The 17,513-nt window shown below is 67.8% G+C and carries 18 protein-coding genes; 16 read left to right on the top strand and 2 right to left on the bottom strand.

The features are described 5' to 3' along the window. The first annotated feature begins 215 nt into the window (after nt 1-215). The 11 genes from LZD57_RS20490 (at nt 216) to LZD57_RS20440 (ending at nt 10,837) form a co-directional block, all read left to right on the top strand. Nucleotides 216-1,283, top strand: a complete 1,068-nt coding sequence (locus tag LZD57_RS20490) for an enoyl-CoA hydratase/isomerase family protein (protein WP_233721444.1) — start codon at nt 216-218, stop codon at nt 1,281-1,283. A gap of 111 nt (nt 1,284-1,394) precedes the next feature. Next, a complete protein-coding gene (gene mmsB, locus LZD57_RS20485) occupies nt 1,395-2,255 on the top strand; it encodes a 3-hydroxyisobutyrate dehydrogenase (protein ID WP_233721443.1) in 861 nt (286 codons plus the stop codon). 159 nt (nt 2,256-2,414) lie between these two features. Then, complete coding sequence (locus tag LZD57_RS20480; protein ID WP_233721442.1) at nt 2,415-3,782, top strand: ethanolamine ammonia-lyase subunit EutB; 1,368 nt, start codon at nt 2,415-2,417, stop codon at nt 3,780-3,782. Nucleotides 3,783-4,234: 452 nt separating this feature from the next. Next, a complete protein-coding gene (eutC, locus tag LZD57_RS20475; RefSeq protein WP_233721441.1) occupies nt 4,235-5,065 on the top strand; it encodes an ethanolamine ammonia-lyase subunit EutC in 831 nt (276 codons plus the stop codon). Nucleotides 5,066-5,270: 205 nt separating this feature from the next. After that, entirely contained in the window at nt 5,271-6,272 is a 1,002-nt protein-coding gene (locus tag LZD57_RS20470; protein WP_233721440.1) for a TerC/Alx family metal homeostasis membrane protein, read from the top strand. A gap of 109 nt (nt 6,273-6,381) precedes the next feature. Continuing rightward, nucleotides 6,382-6,816 (top strand): AtpZ/AtpI family protein, encoded by a 435-nt coding sequence (locus tag LZD57_RS20465; RefSeq protein WP_233721439.1) that lies wholly within the window; start codon nt 6,382-6,384, stop codon nt 6,814-6,816. Nucleotides 6,817-6,911: 95 nt separating this feature from the next. Continuing rightward, nucleotides 6,912-7,670: a F0F1 ATP synthase subunit A gene (locus tag LZD57_RS20460; protein WP_233721438.1), complete on the top strand. Its 759-nt coding sequence runs from the start codon at nt 6,912-6,914 to the stop codon at nt 7,668-7,670. A 104-nt stretch (nt 7,671-7,774) separates the two neighbouring features. Continuing rightward, nucleotides 7,775-8,002: a F0F1 ATP synthase subunit C gene (locus LZD57_RS20455; RefSeq protein WP_209595740.1), complete on the top strand. Its 228-nt coding sequence runs from the start codon at nt 7,775-7,777 to the stop codon at nt 8,000-8,002. A 76-nt stretch (nt 8,003-8,078) separates the two neighbouring features. Beyond that, complete coding sequence (locus LZD57_RS20450) at nt 8,079-8,684, top strand: F0F1 ATP synthase subunit B (protein ID WP_233721437.1); 606 nt, start codon at nt 8,079-8,081, stop codon at nt 8,682-8,684. A gap of 10 nt (nt 8,685-8,694) precedes the next feature. Further along, complete coding sequence (locus LZD57_RS20445) at nt 8,695-9,174, top strand: F0F1 ATP synthase subunit B (protein WP_233721436.1); 480 nt, start codon at nt 8,695-8,697, stop codon at nt 9,172-9,174. A 661-nt stretch (nt 9,175-9,835) separates the two neighbouring features. Beyond that, a complete protein-coding gene (locus LZD57_RS20440) occupies nt 9,836-10,837 on the top strand; it encodes a dihydrodipicolinate synthase family protein (RefSeq protein WP_233721435.1) in 1,002 nt (333 codons plus the stop codon). Nucleotides 10,838-10,873: 36 nt separating this feature from the next. Here LZD57_RS20440 and hemJ read toward each other — a convergent pair whose 3' ends face one another. Together hemJ and hemE are read right to left on the bottom strand one after the other, a co-directional pair. After that, nucleotides 10,874-11,365, bottom strand: a complete 492-nt coding sequence (gene hemJ / locus LZD57_RS20435; protein ID WP_233721434.1) for a protoporphyrinogen oxidase HemJ — start codon at nt 11,363-11,365, stop codon at nt 10,874-10,876. Between the two features lie 472 nt (nt 11,366-11,837). Beyond that, nucleotides 11,838-12,860 carry a uroporphyrinogen decarboxylase gene (hemE, locus tag LZD57_RS20430; protein ID WP_338034726.1) on the bottom strand — a complete coding sequence of 341 codons (1,023 nt, stop codon included), beginning with the start codon at nt 12,858-12,860 and terminating at the stop codon, nt 11,838-11,840. A gap of 535 nt (nt 12,861-13,395) precedes the next feature. On the opposite strand from hemE, the gene LZD57_RS20425 reads away from it, so the two are divergent. The 5 genes from LZD57_RS20425 (at nt 13,396) to LZD57_RS20405 (ending at nt 17,172) form a co-directional block, all read left to right on the top strand. Continuing rightward, nucleotides 13,396-13,995 carry a Maf-like protein gene (locus tag LZD57_RS20425; protein ID WP_233721433.1) on the top strand — a complete coding sequence of 200 codons (600 nt, stop codon included), beginning with the start codon at nt 13,396-13,398 and terminating at the stop codon, nt 13,993-13,995. Continuing rightward, complete coding sequence (locus LZD57_RS20420; RefSeq protein ID WP_233721432.1) at nt 13,988-14,965, top strand: shikimate dehydrogenase; 978 nt, start codon at nt 13,988-13,990, stop codon at nt 14,963-14,965. Before LZD57_RS20425 ends, LZD57_RS20420 begins: the two co-directional genes overlap by 8 nt. Nucleotides 14,966-14,967: 2 nt before the next feature. Then, the gene (locus tag LZD57_RS20415) at nt 14,968-15,396 is read left to right on the top strand and encodes a nuclear transport factor 2 family protein (RefSeq protein ID WP_233721431.1); all 429 of its coding nucleotides are present in this window, start codon (nt 14,968-14,970) and stop codon (nt 15,394-15,396) included. Continuing rightward, complete coding sequence (gene coaE / locus LZD57_RS20410; protein WP_233721430.1) at nt 15,393-16,019, top strand: dephospho-CoA kinase; 627 nt, start codon at nt 15,393-15,395, stop codon at nt 16,017-16,019. The genes LZD57_RS20415 and coaE overlap by 4 nt, the downstream gene beginning before the upstream one ends. 244 nt (nt 16,020-16,263) lie before the next feature. Beyond that, nucleotides 16,264-17,172 (top strand): class II glutamine amidotransferase, encoded by a 909-nt coding sequence (locus LZD57_RS20405; protein ID WP_233721429.1) that lies wholly within the window; start codon nt 16,264-16,266, stop codon nt 17,170-17,172. Nucleotides 17,173-17,513 lie beyond the last annotated feature (341 nt).

Here is a 17,513-nt window from a genome sequence, read left to right as displayed (position 1 = left end):
CCATGTCCTTCGTGTCGCCCTGCCGCCCAGCCGCGTCAACGCGTCCTCACCGCCAGTCACCGCCCTCGGCCGCGTTTCGCAGTTCGCGGAACGAGCCTGACCGAGCCGTGTGGATGCCGCAGGGCAGGACTCGGCGGCCTTTCGGTTGGACAAGCCGGGCGAAGACGACATCTTGGCACGAAAGCCGAAACGAAGGCCAAACGGGGAATCGAGCCATGACACAAGGCGTCGGAGAGGCTGGCATGGGGGCGAGCGGCAACGTCGTCCTGCGGAAGGCCGGGCAGGCCGGGCGTATCACCCTCGCCAAGCCGAAGGCGCTGAACGCCCTCGACCACGACATGGCGCTGGCGATCCATGCGGCCCTCGACGCCTGGGCGAAGGACGAGACGGTGAAGCTGGTGGTCATCGATGCCGTCGGCGAGAAGGCGTTTTCGGCCGGCGGCGACATCGCCGCGCTCTATCACGAGGGCAAGGCCGGCCGGTTCGACCCGGCGCGGCGGTTCTTTGCCGACGAATACCGGATGAACCGGGCGATCGCCCGCTTCCCGAAGCCCTATGTCGCGATGATGGACGGCATCGTCATGGGCGGCGGCGTGGGCCTATCGGCCCATGGCGACCTGAAGATCGTCACCGAGCGCTCGATGGTGGCGATGCCCGAATGCGGCATCGGCCTCATCCCCGACGTCGGCGGCTCGCTGGTCCTGGCGAGAGCGCCCGGCCGGCTCGGCGAATATCTCGGCCTCACCGGCTTTCGCATGAAGGCCGCCGACGCGATCCTCACAGGCTTCGCCGACCGGTATCTGCCCTCGGCGAAGATCGGCGAGGCGATCGGCCGGCTGGAATCCACCGGCGATCCGCGAGCCCTCGACGATCTCTTCGAGGCGCCCGAACCCGGCATATTGGAGAGCCGGATGGGCGAGATCGACCGGTTCTTCGGGAAGCCGGACGCTCCGGGCATCCTCGCGGCGCTGGAGGCGGATGGCGGCGACTTCGCGCTTCGGACCGCCGAGACCATCCGCCGCGGCTCGCCGCTTTCGGTGGCGGTGACGCTGGAGCTCGTGCGCGCGGCCAGAGCCGATCCGGCGATCGAGACGGCGCTGCAGCGCGAATACCGCTACACCCATCGCGCCCAGTCGATGGGCGACTTTCTCGAAGGCACCCGCGCGGTCGTCATCGACAAGGACAAAAATCCCCGTTGGTCCGCCGATCGCGTCGAGGATCTGCCGCAAGAAAGCGTCGCGGCGATGCTGGCGCCGCTCGGAAAGGACGAGCTGGCGTTCTGACCGGCGCCGAATTTCGATGATGTGTCGGGCGGACGGAGGCGCTAGCTTCCCGACTCGTATCAGCGTGGGCGGCCGAAGGCGCCGCCGCAGGACAACAGGGGAGGAGATGCCATGAAGATCGGATTTATCGGTCTCGGCAACATGGGCGCGCCGATGGCGAAGAACCTCGCGGCGGCCGGCCACGCGGTCACCGGCTTCGACACGGCCGGGGTGACGGTCGAGGGGGTGGCCCCCGCCGCGGCGATGGAAGCGGCCGTGGCCGGGCAGGAGGTGATCGTCACCATGCTGCCGAACGGCGCGATCGTCAGAACGGTGCATGAAGCCGTCGTCGCTGCGGCCGAGCCCGAGGCGCTGATCATCGACTGCTCGACCATCGACGTCGAGAGCGCCCGCGCCGTCCACGATCTCGCCGACGCCAAAGGGCTGATGTCCCTCGACGCGCCGGTCTCGGGCGGCACCGGGGGCGCTGCCGCCGGCACGCTGACCTTCATGGTCGGCGGGTCCGAGGCAGCCTTCGCCAAGGGCCGGCCGCTGTTCGAGATCATGGGGGCGAAGGTCGTCCATTGCGGCGAGGCCGGCGCCGGCCAGGCGGCGAAGATCTGCAACAACATGATCCTCGGAATTTCGATGATCGGCGTCTGCGAGGCGTTTCACCTCGCCGACAAGCTCGGCCTCGACCGACAGGCGATGTTCGACGTCGCCTCCACCTCGTCGGGCTCCTGCTGGTCGCTCAACACCTATTGCCCGGCGCCGGGCGTCGGTCCCGAAAGCCCCGCCGACCGCGGCTACAAGCCGGGCTTTGCCGCCGAGCTGATGCTGAAGGACCTCGACCTCTCCCAGACCGCCGCCGAAAAGAACGGCGCTTCCACCGAACTCGGCCGCCATGCACGGGACGTCTACAGGGCCTTCGTCGAAGCCGGCGGCAAGGGCAGGGACTTTTCGGCGATCCTGGAGAAGCTGAGCGCGGAGTGAGGCGACGGCCGGCAGACCCGGCGTTCGATCCTGCACAGCGTTTGACCACCGACGAAAAATGCCGTTCCATGGGTCAACTACCGGCGGCCCGATCCTCTCCTGGCAGAGCGCGGTCGCCGATGCGCGCTCTGCCGCGCTTTGCAAGGACGAGGCTCCGCCATGGCCCCCGAACAGCTCAGGACCCTCCTCGCCGAGGCCTCGCCGGCCCGCTCCGGCGATTTCCTCGCCGGTGTCGCGGCGGAAAGCCAGGAAGCGCGGGTGAAGGCGCAGCGGCGACTGGCCGACACCGGCCTCGCCGAGATCCTCGCCACCCCCCTGATCGAGCCGGAAGACGACGAGGTTCAGCGGCTGATCCTCGACCAGCACGATGATGCGGCCTTCCGGCCGATCGCCGGCTTTTCCGTCGGCGAATTCCGCGACTGGCTCCTGTCGGACGAGGCGACGAGCGAGGCGATCGGCGCGCTGAAATGGGCGCTGACACCGGAGATGGTGGCGGCCGTCTCGAAGATCTGCCGCAACCAGGATCTGATCGCCATCGCGAGGAAACGGCCGGTGGTGACGAAGTTCCGCACCACGGTCGGCCTGCCGGGGCGGCTTTCGGTGCGCATCCAGCCGAACCATCCGACCGACGATGCCAAGGGCGTTGCGGCTTCGATCCTCGACGGTCTCGCCTTCGGCTGCGGCGACGCGGTGATCGGCATCAATCCGGCGACCGACAGCCCGTCGGCCATGCGCCGGCTGCTCGAACTGATCGAGGAGCTGCGCCTCAGGCTCGATTGTCCGGTGCAGTCCTGCGTCCTCGCCCACGTCACGACGGCGATCGACTGCATGTCCCGCGGTGCGCCGGTGGATCTCGTCTTCCAGTCGATCGCCGGATCGGAAAAGGCCAACGCCTCCTTCGGCATTTCGCTGGCCATGCTGAAGGAAGCCCAGGACGCCGCGAAATCCCTGAAGCGCGGCACGATCGGCGAGGACGTGATGTATTTCGAAACGGGGCAGGGGGCGGCTCTGTCGGCCGACGCCCATTTCGGCATCGACCAGCAGACCATGGAGGCGCGGGCCTATGCCGTCGCGCGCGCTTTCGATCCGCTGCTGGTCAACACCGTCGTCGGCTTCATCGGCCCGGAATATCTCTATGACGGCAAGGAGATCACGAGGGCCGGCCTCGAGGACCATTTCTGCGGCAAGCTGCTCGGCGTGCCGATGGGCGTCGACGTCTGCTACACCAACCATGCCGAGGCCGATCAGGACGACATGGACAATCTGTTGACGCTGCTCGCCGTCGCCGGGGTCAATTTCGTCATGGGCGTGCCGGGCTCCGACGACGTCATGCTGAACTACCAGTCGACCTCCTATCACGACGCCGCCTATGTCCGCCGGGCGCTCGGCCTCAAGCCGGCGCCGGAATTCGAGGCGTGGCTGAGGCAGGCCGGCGTGTTCGACGAGGCGGGTTACCTCCTGCCCGAGACGCGCCGCGGCGATGCCGGCCTCATCGCGCGGTCGAAGCTGCTCGAGGCGGCACAATGACGGGCGGGGCGGGGCCGGACGCGAATTTCGAGGCGCCGCCCCCTGCTTACGGTCGCCCTCGGGCTCGGCATCGACGTCATTTGCCCCTCTGGTGCAAGGCTCCGTCGGCCGCTGGCTCGCGTGATGAATCGACATGGCAGGTGAGGCGGGAACATCGAAACCTCGTCATCCCGGGCTTGACCCGGGATCCATCCCTCCGCGTTGAAACCGCCCTCTCAGGGCAGAAAACACTCTTGGCTGGAGGTCGACCGGCTTGGCAGTGTCGACGGTTTGGAATGGATCCCGGCTCGGGGGCCGGGATGACGAAGTTTTGGGGGATGCGGCCATCCTTCCACGCGCTTCCACAGCGAAGCTTCTGCTTGGCATGGCAAGGCATGGAAGCCCGATGTCGAAGCCCTGTCCGGCTCGCCGCTCGCCTGAGCCTCATGCGACCATGAATGGGAAGCACCGGAATGTCCGTCGACGAGCCACGTGACCCGTCCTTCGCCCCGGTCGAGCGCAGCGACCACCCGCTGAAACGCCTCAGCAAATTCACCGAGGCGCGCATCGGCCTCGGCCGGCGCGGGGCGGGCCTGCCGACGGCGGCCCGTCTCGATTTCGCCGAGGCCCACGCCAAGGCCCGCGACGCCGTGCATTCGGAATTTCGGGCCGAGGCGATCGCAAGGACGCTGGCGGATGCCGGTTTCGAAACCCTTGCGGTCGAGAGCCGGGCACAGGACCGTGCCACCTATCTGAGGCGCCCCGATCTCGGCCGGCGGCTGGCGGAGGCGTCGCGGGAGAAGCTTCGGGCGGCGGCGGGCCCACGCTTCGATCTCGTCGTCGTCGTCGGCGACGGCCTGTCGGCGACGGCGGTGAACGCCCATGGCGCCGAGGTCGCGGGCGGCCTCCTTTCGGCGCTGCCGAAGGAGTGGACCCTCGCCCCCGTCGTCGTCGCGACCGGCGCCCGGGTGGCGCTGTCGGATCCCATCGGCGAAGCCCTCGGCGCGAAGATCGCGCTGATGCTGATCGGCGAGCGGCCCGGTCTTTCGGCGGCGAACAGCCTCGGCGCCTATCTCACCTTCGGCCCGAAGACCGGCCGGTCCGACGCCGATCGCAACTGCGTCTCCAACATCCGGCCGGGCGGCCTGTCGCCGCAGATCGCCGGGGAAAAGCTCGCCGGCCTCGTTCTCCGCGCGGCCGAACTCGGCCTGTCCGGGACGAGGCTGAAGGACGACGCGGACGACCGGCCGGCGCTCGCCGCGCCGGCGGCGGCGCTGCCGGCCGGCGCGGAACGCGAAAGCTGACGCCGGTCGTCGGCGGCTCTGCGCGACCTTTCTCCACCGACCACACGACAATGCGACACCGCTCGTTTCGCCGGACCGGCTGCCGGGGCTTTCAATTCGTCGGCGCCCTTCACATCTACGGGCGACGAAATGGCTCCGGCGTCAGAATTGGGAGAGTTGAGTGGAAGCGATGGACGTTGGCGCCGCAAGCGGCGGATCCGGCGCGGTGCCGGTTTGGGTGTGGCTCGCCACCATCGGCGGCATTGCGGCCCTCTTCGTCTTCGATTTCGTCACCCATGTCAGGAAGGCCCACGAGCCGAGCTTCAAGGAAGCGACCTTCTGGTCGGTCTTCTACGTCGCCATCGCCTGCATCTTCGGCGGCGGCGTCTTCTGGTTCTGGGACCACGTCCACGGCGTCGAATTCTTCGCCGGCTTCATCACCGAGAAGAGCCTGTCGGTCGACAATCTCTTCGTCTTCGTCATCATCATGAAGTCGTTCCGCGTGCCGGGGGAGGACCAGCAGAAGGCGCTGCTCATCGGCATCGTGCTCGCTTTGATCATGCGCGGCATCTTCATCGGCATCGGCGCCGCGGCGATCGAGCGCTTCGCCTGGGTGTTCTACATCTTCGGCCTGTTCCTCCTGTGGACCGCCTGGAAGCTCGCCAAGGAAAGTCTCGTCGGGCACAAGTCGACGGACGAGGAATACGAGCCGAACGCGGTGGTGAAATGGGTGCAGGGCCACCTGCCGATCACCTCGGACTATCACGGCAATGCTCTTACCGTGCGGCTCGACGGCAAGCTGTTCTATACGCCGATGATCATCGTCATCATCGCGCTCGGGATGACCGACATCCTCTTCGCCCTCGACTCGATCCCGGCGATCTACGGCCTCACCGACGCGCCCTACATCGTCTTCACCGCCAACGCCTTCGCCCTGCTCGGCCTGCTGCAGCTCTACTTCCTGCTCGGCGGGCTGCTCGACCGGCTGGTCTATCTCGGCCTCGGGCTCGCCCTCGTCCTCGGCTTCATCGGCGTCAAGCTGATCTTCCATGCGCTGGAGGAGAACGACCTGTCCTTCATCAATGGCGGCCAGGCGGTCGAGGGCCTGCCGCACATCTCGACGCCGCTGTCCCTCGGCGTGATCGTCGCCATTCTGGCGATCACCACGGTCGCCAGCCTCTTGAAGAGCCGCTCGATGGGCGGCGTTTCGGAGGAATCCTCGAAGTAGGAACGGCTTGCATCGCCGCGGCGCTCCTGCGAGTGCTGACGTGCAAGACGCGGCATCGGGCCGACCGAGCGCGGCGACGGGCCGCGGACCGACGAGGAAAGTGACGATCGTGGCTGAGGAAGACGGGCAGGCGGAGAACGGCGGGCAGCGGGCGGTCGAGGCGCCGTCGCCGGCCGATCGTGCCGCCTGGGATGCCCGGCGCGCCGCGCTCGACGCCAAACTCGCCTCGCACCGCGCGCGCAGCGACGTCGAGGCCGAAAAGCGGCGCCGCCCCGGCACCTCCCAGGGCATCGCCGAGGGGCTGAAGCTCGCCTCGGAATTCGTCGCCGGCATCGTCGTCGGGGCCGCCATCGGCTATGGCATCGACCGTCTCGCCGGGACGATGCCGCTCGGCCTCGTGGTTTTCCTGATGATCGGATTTGCCGCCGGCGTGCGCAACGTGCTGCGCTCGGTCTCGCCCGCCCCGCCCCCTCGGCCGGATGCTTCCGCAGAGCCGGACGAAGCTTCGGCCCGCAAAGAGGAAAGCGGATCGAAACGGGCGTGAAACTCGGCGATAAGGTGTTGCTTCGCGCCTTCGGGAACGCTATGGGCTGAGCGTCTCAAATTTGGGCGAACGCATTCCACGAAGGACCAGGCCGTTTGGAACACGACCCGACAGATCCGATTCACCAGTTCCAGATCAATCGTATCGTGCCGATCAAGATCGGCGACTGGGATTTCTCCTTTACGAATTCCGCCCTGTTCATGGTGCTGACCGTCGCGGTCACCGCCGCGTTCCTCTATTACACCACGCGCGGGCGCGGCCTCGTTCCCTCGCGCGGCCAGTCGATCACCGAACTGACCTACGAGTTCACCGCCAACATGCTGCGCGACGCCGCCGGCACGGCGGGGATGCGGTTCTTTCCCTTCGTCTTCTCGATCTTCACCTTCGTCCTGGTGGCGAACCTGTTCGGCATGGTCCCGTATTTCTTCACGGTCACCAGCCATCTGATCGTCACCTTCGCCCTCGCCATGCTGGTGATGGCGGTGGTCGTCGGCTACGGCCTGATGAAGCACGGCCTGCACTTCTTCAAACTCTTCGTTCCCGAAGGCGTGCCGGGTGTCCTGCTGCCGCTGGTGGTGCTGATCGAGGTCGTCTCGTTCCTGTCCCGGCCGGTCTCGCTCTCGGTTCGTCTCTTCGCCAACATGCTGGCCGGCCACATCACGCTGAAGGTCTTCGCGGGCTTCATCGTCTCGCTCAGCGCCTTCGGCGCGCTCGGCATCCTCGGCTCGATCCTGCCGCTGTTGATGGTCGTCGCCCTGACGGCGCTGGAATTCCTGGTCGCGGCCCTGCAGGCCTACGTCTTCGCGGTGCTGACCTGCATGTATCTCAACGACGCCATTCACCCGGGCCACTGATCCCCCGACACCGTTCGAGGGTGGCCGGCCCGGCCATCTCTCCGCCGGGCGCCTGGGCGCCCAAATCACCGCCGCTCGGCAAACCCATTCAAAGGAGTACTCACATGGAAGCGGATGCAGCAAAGTTCATCGGTGCCGGTCTCGCCTGCCTCGGCATGGGCGGCGCCGGAATCGGCCTCGGCACGATCTTCGGCCAGTATCTCGCCGGCGCCCTGCGCAACCCCTCGGCCGCCGACGGCCAGTTCGGTCGCCTGATCTTCGGCTTCGCGGTGACGGAAGCGCTCGGCATCTTCTCGCTCCTCGTCGCGCTGCTCCTGCTCTTCGCCGTCTGAGGCGAGACGAGAGCCGACCCGACCTTTCTGACCGGCGGCCTCAACAGCCGCCGGTCGTTCTTGCCGGAGACCCGCGATGTTCGTGACGCAAGCCTACGCCCAGGACGGGGAAACGGCGGTACACCAGCCGGTGACGGCCGAGGGCGCCGCCGAGCCCCTTCACGAGGGCACGACCTCCACGGCCGAGCACGGGGGAGGCTTTCCCCCGTTCAATCCGGAATATTTCCCTTCGCAGCTCCTGTGGCTGGCGATCACCTTCGGCATCTTCTACTGGCTGCTGAAGACCGTGATCATGCCGCGGATCGGCGGAATCCTGGAAAATCGGCGTGATCGCATCGCGCTCGATCTCGAAGCGGCCGAGCGGATGCGCTCCGACGCCGACGAGGCGCAGGCCGCCTATCAGCAGGAACTTACCGAAGCCCGCAATCGCGCCCATTCGATCGGTCACGAGGCGCGCGAATCGGCCAAGGCCGACGCCGAGAAGGAGCGCAAGCGCCTCGACGCGGAGCTCGACGAGAAGCTCGAGGCCGCCCAGGCGCGCATCGGCGAGGTCAAGCGCTCGGCGCTCGGCGAGGTCGACGGCATCGCCCGCGACGTCACCGACACCATTCTGCGCGAAGTCGCCAATATCGAAGCGAGCCAGGACGAGATCGCCGGCGCCGTCCAGGCCGCCGGACGCTGAGGGGGACGACATGGACAATACATTCTGGACATTCGTCGGCCTCATCCTGTTCTTCGCCGTCGTCTTTTACGTGAAGACCCCGACGAAGGTGGGCAAGAACCTCGACGAGCGCGCCGCCCGCATCCGCAAGGAGATCGAGGAAGCGCGCGAACTGAAGGAAGAGGCCAAGCAGCAGCTCGCCGAATATCAGCGCCGCCGCCGCGAGGCCGAAGAGGAAGCCAAGGACATCGTCGCCGCCGCCAAGCGCGAGGCCGACGCGATGCTCAAGGAAACCCGCCAGCGCAACGAGGAATACGTCCAGCGCCGCACCGCCATGGCCGAGACGAAGATCGCCCAGGCCGAGAGCGACGCCATCGCCGAGGTGCGCGCCGCGGCCGTCGACATCGCGGTCGCCGCCTCGGCCAAGGTCATCGCCGACCGCAATTCCGGCGGCTCCAGCGGCCTGTTCATCGACAATTCGATCGCCGAGGTACGCAAGCGGCTGAACTGACCCGCCCGCCTTTCGGCGACGCATCGAACGCAACGAGCCGGGCCTTTTGGTCCGGCTTTTTCGTGTCGGGACTTGGCGGGATGAAATGGGCTTCGCCCATCCTCCCGCCCCATCTTCCTGTTCCCGCATGATCTTTTCCGAAAACCGGTTCCCACTGTTCGGGATCATGCCCTTGCCACATCGGCCATGGTCGAAGGGCGGACCGCGGGGGTCTCGCGAACGCCCGGCGCATCGATCCCGCCGCGTCAGGTCCGGTGCCTCGGGGCGATCGCTCGAAGCCGGGCCCGGGCTGGCGGTTGGCCTGATCTCCCCCCTTGCGGGGTAGATGCCGGCAGGCAGAGGGGGGTGACCTCGCTCCGGACTGCTGGAGGGTGGCGCGAGACCCCCCTCTGGGTTGCCACCCATCTCCACCGCAAGGCGGGAGATCGAAGCGTCACCGATGGCACTTGCCTTCAAGCGATCGCCCTGTCCGGTGCGGGCGGTGGATTGCGGCCTCTTGCCGCCCATGTTCCATTGCAGCAAAGCACGATGGCGCTTGGAGCGCCGTGCGTCCGATCGGACGCACGATGGACGCTCCAAGCCATTGAATCGACGCATCGTGCTTTCCGAATATCGAGGCCGATTTTCGGGCCGATGCCGTAGCCGAAAGGAACCTGCCGACATGATCCCCGAGCCCCATGCCAGCCGTCTCGCCGACGCCCTCTTCGTGCCGGTCCTCAGCCATTACGCCGCCGGTGGCCCGGGCACCCTCGATCCCGCCCGCACGCTCGCCCACATCCGCGCCATCCGTCCGAGCGTGCGGCAGATCATGCTCGCCGGCTCGACCGGCGACGGCTGGGAGGCGAGCGACGAAACCTTCGACGCGCTGATCGACCTCGCGGCCTCGGACGCGGTCGGCGACCTCGACGTCTCGCTGATCTTCGGCGCCTTGCGCCCCTCGACCGACGCAGTGATCGCCCGCCTGACCCATCTCGAACGGCGGCTCGACGCGGATGCCGCCCTGGCGGCGCGGGTGAGTTCGGCCGTCGTCTGCCCGCCCGTCGACGCCGATGCCAGCCGGGAGACGATCCTCGCCCATTACGAGGCGGTCTTCGACGCGAGCCGGCTGCCGATCGCGGTCTATCAGCTGCCGCAGGTGACCGGCTGCCGGATCGCTCCTGAAACCCTCGCCAGGCTCTCCGGATCACCGCGGGTGCCGCTGTTCAAGGATTCCTCCGGCGAGGACCGGGTGGCCGAAAGCCGGCTCGATTTCGGCCAGGTCGCGCTCGTGCGCGGTGCCGAGGGCGGCTATCTCGAAGCGTTGAAGCCGGAGGGGCCCTATGACGGCTGGCTGCTGTCGACCGGCAACGTCCTCGGCGAGCCCCTGCGCCAGCTCCTCGCCCTCAAGGCCGAGGGCCGGCTGGCCGACGCCGCGGCCCTGTCGGCGCGACTGTCCGACGCGGTGGCCGCGATCTTCGCCAGGGCCCAGGGCGAGGGCGGCGCCAACGCCTTTTCCAACGCCAACCGGGCGATGGACCACATCGCCGCCCATGGCGCCGGCTGGCGCGAGGCGCCGCCGCCGCTGAAGGTCGACGGCAATCCCCTGTCGGCGAGCCTCATAGAGGCGGCGGCCGGGATCGCCGGGGAATTCCTGCCGGTCGGGGGCAAAGGCTATCTCGGGTGATCCGAACCGGCGTCGCCGGAGCCCGGCGACGCGGCCTCAGAACGGCTTCACCACCACCAGGACGACGATCCCGACGAGCAGGAGGGCGGGGACCTCGTTCAGCACCCGCCAGTAGCGCGCGGACTTCTCGTTGCGGTCTTCGGCAAAGCGCCGCGTCGCGCCCGTCAGCATGCCGTGGATCCCCGACATGACCAGGACGAGGAGGATCTTCACGTGCAGCCAGACGTCGCCGCCGGTCAGCCATCCGCCGGCGACGGCGAGCCACAGGCCTGCCACCCAGGTGCCGATCATCGAGGGATTGATGATCCCCTTGAGCAGCCGCCGTTCCATCACCTTGAAGGTTTCCGACTGCACCGAACCCACCTCCGCGCCCGCGTGATAGACGAACAGCCGCGGCAGATAGAGCATGCCCGCCATCCAGGCGATGACGGAAAAGACATGCACCGACTTCACCCACAGATAGGCCGAATCGGGCAGCAGAAGGAACATCAGCGCCGCGATGAGGCAGGTCACGGCAAGGGCGATCATCGCGTTTTTCATCGGGGTTGCGGGCGGTTCCTTGGATGGCCGGCGGTCCGGGTCGTCTGTGGCTCGGCACCGGCCGAGTCGCCCCCGATCGCCGCCGGCCCCGTTGGTGACTCGGACGCTGCCGTCGAGTCAATTCGCCTGCGGAACTCCGTCGACGAAACCCCGCTCATACAGTCGGGGCTGTGGGTAAGCTGTTGGTGGAGAGGTCCCCAGCGGACCTCCAGAGGGGGTCGGCGCTCGTCGCCGGGAAGCGGTGCCCGCCACTGCAGCTCGATCTCGACCTCGGCTCCGCAAGGTCTCCGCCTCATCTGAAGCGCTGCGTCGGCTCGGAATGTCTCTCGCCTGCACCGATGGCTCCAACTCGCCGAACCATCGAAACCGCGTCATCCTCGGGCTCGTCCCGAGGATGACGCCGCAGGGGGCGGACCCTCGCCTGGCAAGATCCTCGCCGCCAAGCGCATTCGCCGGGCATTCACCCCCGAATCCGCTTCAGCAGCGCCTCGACGTGCTCGATCGGCGCGTCGGGGGTGATGCCGTGGCCGAGATTGAAGATCAGCGAGCCCCCGCCCAGATGTTCGAGGATCCGGTCGACGCCCTCGTCGAGCGCCCTGCCGCCGGCGATCAGCCGCAGCGGATCGAGATTGCCCTGCACCGCCCCGCCGGTCTGGATGCTGCGGGCGAAGTCCATCGGCATCTGCCAGTCGAGGCCGACGGCGTCGACGCCGGTCTTTTCGCGGTAGGTCGAGAGGAACGCCCCGGCCCCCTTGGCGAAACCGATGATCTTCGCGTCGGGCCTCGCGGCACGGATCTTCTCGACCATGCGGCGAACCGGCCCGATCGCGTAAGCTTCGAAACAGGCCTCGTCGAGGACCCCCGCCCAGCTGTCGAAGATCTGGACGCAGTCGGCCCCGGCGGTGAGCTGGCGGATCAGATAGTCGGCGCTCATCTCGGCGAGGAGGTAGAGCAGCTTTTCCATCGCCTCGGGGTGGCGATAGCCGAACAGCCGCGCCGGCGCCTGGTCGGGCGTGCCGTGGCCGGCGATCATGTAGGTCGCGACCGTGAAGGGCGCGCCGCAGAAACCGATCAGCGTCGTCTCTTCCGGCAGCTCTTCGCGCAGTCTCGCCACGGTGGCGATCACCGGCGCGAGATGGGTCTCGGCCCGGCTCGGATCGAGGCTCGCCACCTCGTCCTCGCGCAGCGGCGTCAGCTTCGGCCCCTCGCCGGCGACGAAGTGCAGCCCGCGGTCGAGCGCGTCGGGAATGACGAGGATGTCGGAGAACAGGATCGCCGCGTCGAAGCCGAACCGGCGGATCGGCTGCAGCGTCACCTCCGTGGCGAAGTCCGGGTCGTAGCACAGTTCGAGGAAGCCCCCGGCCTTCGCCCGGGTTTCCCGATATTCGGGAAGATAGCGGCCCGCCTGACGCATCAGCCAGACCGGCGGAGGAAACACCGTCTCCCCCTCGAGTACCCTCATCAGCTTGCGCCGTTCCGTCACCGGCCTTCTCCCAAATCTTCAAGAATCTCTTCGAAAGGAGATTTATGATTCTATGACTCGGTGGATAGCCGGGATTCACATCTCGCGCCAATTCGGGGCCGACCGGACGGTCGCGGCCGAACCGCCTCGCCGCGGCGTGCGGCGGCAGAAGACGAAAATCGGGGACGAACGGCGATTTGCCAGTGCCCGAAACCACTTGCCGACGACGCACGCTGTGCGTTCAGGCGGAACGATCGACTCGTTTGCGGCGAGGACTTGACCGGGTTTCGCCACAGATTCGCTCGAGCCGGTCCACAGGGGGAGCCGCGCCTCGAAATGTGGATAAACGACGGTTCGATGAACAGGCCCCGCTTCGCTTTCGAAAGGCATGCGAGGTTACCCCGGCCTTGCCCACAGGGGGCGGAGAATCCCGGGCGAATCGTCCGCCGCAGCTTGTGTCGGCCGCGCGAATCGAATCCGGCCCCACTTGGGTCGGAGGGGGCATGCCGCTATGAAGCACCGGATCGATGAAAATTTTATTAAAAAGGTCCCATCCATGGCCAAAGGCATCGTCCTCGCCTCCGGCAGCGTCCATCGCCGCGAACTGTTGAAGAATGCCGGCGTCGACTTCACCGTCCGTCCCGCCGAACTCGACGAGCGGGCGGTCGAGGCGCCGCTTCTCGGCAGCGGCGCGACGCCCGAAGACGTCGCGCAGGTTCTGGCCGAGGCGAAGGCGACGAACGTTTCGGAGAGCCATCCGGGCGAGATCGTCATCGGTGCCGACCAGACCCTGGCGCTGGACGACCGGGTGTTTCACAAACCCGCCAACATGGAGGAGGCGCGTCGCACGCTTCTCTCGCTGTCGGGACGGACGCACACCCTGAACAGCGCCGTCGTGCTGGTCGAGAACGGCACCGTCGTCTGGCGGCACGTCGCGGTGGCGCGGATCACCCTGCGCGACCTCGATCCCGGCTTCGTCGGGCGCTATCTCGCCGGGGTGGGAGGCCGGGCCTTGACCAGCGTCGGTGCCTATCAGATCGAGCGGGAAGGCGTGCAGCTGATGGAGGCGATCGATGGCGACTATTTCACCATCATCGGCCTGCCGATCCTGCCGCTCTTGAAGGAACTGAGAAGGAGGGGGGAAATCGATGGCTGACGAAAGCGGCGAATGGACGCCGGCGCCCTATGTCAGCGGCGCCGAGCGGCCGCGGGGCGAAGGCTCGATCTTCGATCCGAATCACCGTCCGGTGACGGTCGAGGGACCGAAAGCCTTCATCACCGGCTGGCCGGTCTGGCATTCCCGCTCGCCGCTGATCCATGCGACCTGGCTGAGGGAACTCGGCCTTCCCGGCTCCTATGTCCGCATGGGCGTGCCGCCGGAGGAGATCGCCGAGTTCTTCGAAACCCTCGCAGACAAGAGCTTCGTCGGCGGCAACGTGACGATCCCGCACAAGCTCGCCGCCTTCCGCGCCGCCGAGCGACGGGATGGTGAGGCCGAGGCGATCGGCGCGGTCAACATGCTGTGGTTCGAGGACGGCCGGCTCGTCGGCGGCAACACCGACGCCCATGGATTTGCCGCCAATCTCGACGAGCGGCTCGCCGGCTGGGCGGGGGCCGAGACGGCGGTCGTGCTCGGCGCCGGCGGCGCGGCGCGGGCCGTGGTCCATGCGCTCCTGTCGCGCGGAGTGAAGCGGGTCGAGATCGTCAACCGCACCGTCGCCAATGCCGCGGACCTCGCCGGCCGTTTCGACCGTCCGTTTCCCGGTCGGGTCGCCGGCCATGGGGAGGAGATGCAGGCCACATTGCTGGCGCGGGCCGATCTTCTGGTCAACACCGTGCCGGTCCCGGAGAAGGATCCCGACGACGAGACGCCCGACTGGTTTCCGGAAAAGCTGCCGGATCTGTCGGCCTTGCCCGACGAGGCGATGGTGACCGACATCGTCTATACGCCGCTGATGACGCCGATCCTGAGAGCGGCCGAGGCACGCGGGCTGCGATTCGCCGACGGGCTCGGCATGCTGCTCCACCAGGCCGTCCCCGGCTTCGAACGCTGGTTCGGCGAGAAGCCCACCGTGTCGACCGCGCTCCGCGAACGACTCGTCGCCGATCTCTCCAGCGGGATGTGAGGATGGCCGACGAAACGCCGCCCGGCCAGTCGCTGGGTTTCAAACTGGCGGTGGAGAGCCTCTTTCGCGCCTATGCCGAGGGCTTCGACGATTTCGACCTGCGGAGGGTGATCGACTGCTTCGCCTATCCGGTGACCATCTGGCAATCGGGCAAGGGCACCGTCTTCGCCGATGCCGACGATCTCGCCGAAAACGTCGAAGCGCTGTTCGACGTCTTCGAGAGCGAGGAGATCGCGCATTCCGACTTCAAGGTCCTCGAGGCCCAGTCTTCTGGCAACGCCGCCTTCGTCACGCTGGCATGGCGGCAGGAACGGGGCGACGGCGAGGTCCAGATGGAGTTTCGCTGTCGCTATGCCCTCCGGCGCAACGATCTGTCCGGCCATTGGCTGATCGCGCTGGTGATCAACGAGGAAGAGGTGGCGCTGCAGTGATCGTCATCGGCCTCACCGGCTCGATCGGCATGGGAAAGTCGACCACCGCCGGTCTATTCGCCGAAGCCGGCCTGCCGGTCCATTCGGCCGATGCGGCGGTGCACGAGCTCTATCGCGGCGCGGCCGCGCCGGCGATCGAGGCGGCATTTCCCGGCAGCGTCCGGGAGGGCGTCGTCGATCGCGATCTGTTGGCCGACCGCGTCCTCGGCGACCCGGCGGCCCTGAAACGGCTCGAGGCGATCGTCCATCCGCTGGTCCGCGAGGCGGAGCGGCAGTTCCTAGAAGCCGCGGAGGCAAGCGGCGCACCGGCCGCGATCCTCGACATTCCGCTGCTCTTCGAGACCGGCGCCGAGAAACGCTGCGACCGCATCGTCGTGGTCTCCGCCCCCTTCGCGGTGCAGCGCGCGCGCGTCCTCGCCCGGCCCGGCATGAGCGAGGCGAAGTTCCAGGCGATCCTCGCCAAGCAGACGCCGGACGCCGAGAAACGCGGGCGGGCCGACCATGTCGTCGATACCTCGCGCGGCATCGAAGATGCCGGGCGCCAGGTGAAGGCGATCCTCGATGAAATCCTGACCGGTGGCGACGGGCGGGCCGAGAGGGGCCGCGATCCCGGGAGCCATTGACCCTGGCTCCGGCTCCGGGGCGCGAATTTCGTCGGGCCTCGGCATCGAAAATCGCGATCGTGTGCGACTGGCAGGTGCGTCGGCCTCCTCGGTCGGGGGGACCGGCGCGGCGTCTTCCGCACCATCATGAGCGGCGTGTGCCGACCGTCAGGTCAGCTTCGAGACATGATCGCGGCGGACAGTTCGAAAAAAGGCCCCGGCCTTCCACTCAGCGTCTCGATGTCTCCAACGGTTTGCCGCTGCCATGTGCCGCCTTCTCGCCTATGCCGGACCGCCGATCTTCCTCGACGCGCTGCTCGTCGAGCCGCGCGCCTCGCTGATCGCCCAGTCGATGGCGGCCCGCCAGGCGCGCACGGCGGTGAATGGCGACGGCAGCGGTGTCGGCTGGTACGGCGAGCGGGCCGAACCCGGCCTCTACCGCTCGATCGTGCCGGCCTGGTCGGATGCCAATCTGGTCTCGCTCTGCCGGCAGATCCGCTCGCCGCTATTCATGGCCCATGTCCGCGCGGCGACCAGCGGCGAGGTCTCGACGGCGAACTGCCATCCCTTCACCGACGGCCGCGCGATCTTCACCCACAACGGCCAGATCGGCCATTACGGACGAATGCGCCGCGCCGTCGAGGCGCTGATCCCGGACGATCTCTATCATCTGAGGCAGGGCTCGACGGATTCCGAGGCGATCTTCCTCGCGTCGCGCCGCAGCCGGCCCGGCACGGATGCGGCCGGGGCGATCGCGGCGACGCTTGCCGACATCGCCGCCATTCGCGACGCCGCGATCGGCCGCCCGCCGCCATGGAGGGACGAGCCGGCCGGCGAGCGCCGCGGGATTGAGCGCGGCCCCTGCGGCACCGACGAGACGGGAGCGATCCGCTTTGCCGCCGTCCATGCCGACGGCGGCTGCCTCAGCGCCTATCGCTGGGCCGACGACGGCCGGCCGCCCTCGCTCTACTGGCGCCGCCACGGCGACCCTGCGGCGCCCGGCACGGTCATCGCCTCCGAGCCCTTCGACGAGATCGACGACGGCTGGAACCTCGTGCCGCCGTCCTCGGTCCTGACCGCCTGGCCGGACGGGCGGATGACGGTGCGGCCCTTCGAGCCGGCAGTCGTCACCCGTCGCGGCACGAGCATCCTGCCTTCGGTCGCGTCCGCGTGACGGCTGCTTTGCCGAGGGGGTCGCCGTCGCGGCCGAATGCCGGTCGTCCAAGTCGAGCGGCACTCGCCAGCCCCGACGCGTCGCCATTCTCGGGCCCCGGTCCCTGCTGCATTCCCACATCTCATACCAGTCCGGCGATCCGCGGATTGCGCGGCTCATCGACCTAGCAGAATGGGTGGCAGCCTCGAAACCTCGTCATCCCGGCCCCGGAGCCGGGATCCTGTGTGTTTGGCTTGGTGTATGAAGGGTGCGGGAAGGAGACCGACGGGATCCGGATCGCCCTTCGGGAGATCGTGGCATGGCCTGGTCCCTTCCCGCTTCGCTCGTTCAACCTGAACAGT

The organism is Jiella avicenniae (assembly GCF_021390325.1).
GTDB lineage: Bacteria > Pseudomonadota > Alphaproteobacteria > Rhizobiales > Rhizobiaceae > Jiella > Jiella avicenniae.
The sequence above is the reverse complement of the archived record's forward strand: the minus strand, read 5'-3'. Positions and strand labels throughout refer to the sequence as shown.

Bases quoted from the DNA above. Each gene is read 5' to 3' on its own strand.
- LZD57_RS20490 (WP_233721444.1), top strand. From the start codon at position 216: ATGACACAAGGCGTCGGAGAGGCTGGCATGGGGGCGAGCGGCAACGTC.
- mmsB (WP_233721443.1), top strand. From the start codon at position 1,395: ATGAAGATCGGATTTATCGGTCTCGGCAACATGGGCGCGCCGATGGCG.
- LZD57_RS20480 (WP_233721442.1), top strand. From the start codon at position 2,415: ATGGCCCCCGAACAGCTCAGGACCCTCCTCGCCGAGGCCTCGCCGGCC.
- eutC (WP_233721441.1), top strand. From the start codon at position 4,235: ATGTCCGTCGACGAGCCACGTGACCCGTCCTTCGCCCCGGTCGAGCGC.
- LZD57_RS20455 (WP_209595740.1), top strand. From the start codon at position 7,775: ATGGAAGCGGATGCAGCAAAGTTCATCGGTGCCGGTCTCGCCTGCCTC.
- LZD57_RS20450 (WP_233721437.1), top strand. From the start codon at position 8,079: ATGTTCGTGACGCAAGCCTACGCCCAGGACGGGGAAACGGCGGTACAC.
- LZD57_RS20445 (WP_233721436.1), top strand. From the start codon at position 8,695: ATGGACAATACATTCTGGACATTCGTCGGCCTCATCCTGTTCTTCGCC.
- LZD57_RS20440 (WP_233721435.1), top strand. From the start codon at position 9,836: ATGATCCCCGAGCCCCATGCCAGCCGTCTCGCCGACGCCCTCTTCGTG.
- hemJ (WP_233721434.1), bottom strand. From the start codon at position 11,365: ATGATCGCCCTTGCCGTGACCTGCCTCATCGCGGCGCTGATGTTCCTT.
- LZD57_RS20425 (WP_233721433.1), top strand. From the start codon at position 13,396: ATGGCCAAAGGCATCGTCCTCGCCTCCGGCAGCGTCCATCGCCGCGAA.
- LZD57_RS20420 (WP_233721432.1), top strand. From the start codon at position 13,988: ATGGCTGACGAAAGCGGCGAATGGACGCCGGCGCCCTATGTCAGCGGC.
- LZD57_RS20415 (WP_233721431.1), top strand. From the start codon at position 14,968: ATGGCCGACGAAACGCCGCCCGGCCAGTCGCTGGGTTTCAAACTGGCG.
- LZD57_RS20405 (WP_233721429.1), top strand. From the start codon at position 16,264: ATGTGCCGCCTTCTCGCCTATGCCGGACCGCCGATCTTCCTCGACGCG.